This window comes from Streptomyces jumonjinensis (assembly GCF_009600885.1).
Taxonomy (GTDB): domain Bacteria; phylum Actinomycetota; class Actinomycetes; order Streptomycetales; family Streptomycetaceae; genus Streptomyces; species Streptomyces jumonjinensis.
In genome coordinates this window covers 89,189-89,652 of the sequence record NZ_VCLA01000201.1, presented here as the reverse complement: position 1 = coordinate 89,652, position 464 = coordinate 89,189, and the positions used below count along the sequence as shown (strand labels likewise).

Annotated in this window: 1 protein-coding gene; it reads right to left on the bottom strand. The window is 73.9% G+C overall.

Features of this window, described 5'->3' with window-relative positions; all coding sequences use genetic code 11:
* Positions 1-292, bottom strand: a 292-nt coding sequence (locus FF041_RS36000; RefSeq protein WP_323393671.1) for a winged helix-turn-helix transcriptional regulator, incomplete at its 3' end; no start/stop codon positions are given.
* Positions 293-464 lie beyond the last annotated feature (172 nt).

Below are 464 nucleotides of genomic sequence, written 5' to 3'. Positions count from 1 at the left end.
GCCAGGCGGCGAGGGCCCGGTGCACCGGCTCGGCCGCGCGCCCGGCGGTGGTGATTTCATACGTCCCGAACTTCAGCCGGTCCACCAGGCCCCGTTCCTGCATACGGGTGAGGAGCTGGACCGTGTAGGGGTGGCTGTTCCACGGTGTCGCCGCGACGATCTCCGCCGCCCGCATCGACTCCTGCTGGCGCAGGGTCTGCAGGAGCCAGGTGGTCCAGCGGGGCGCGAGCGCGGTCAGGGCGTGGTCGACGGATTCGGTCCGCCCGGCGAGGGCGGTACGCAGAGTAGGCACAGGGAACCTCCGTGCTCAGCGGGTACGGCGGACGGTGGTGGTGGGGTGGCCGGTGATCGGCGGGACCGGGGGCACGGCGGAGTCCGGTCCGCCGGGGGTACGGGACACGGCGGCCTCGGCCCGGGACACCTGACCGAGCCCCTGTGCAGGAGCGGGGCCGGTGTCGTTGGCC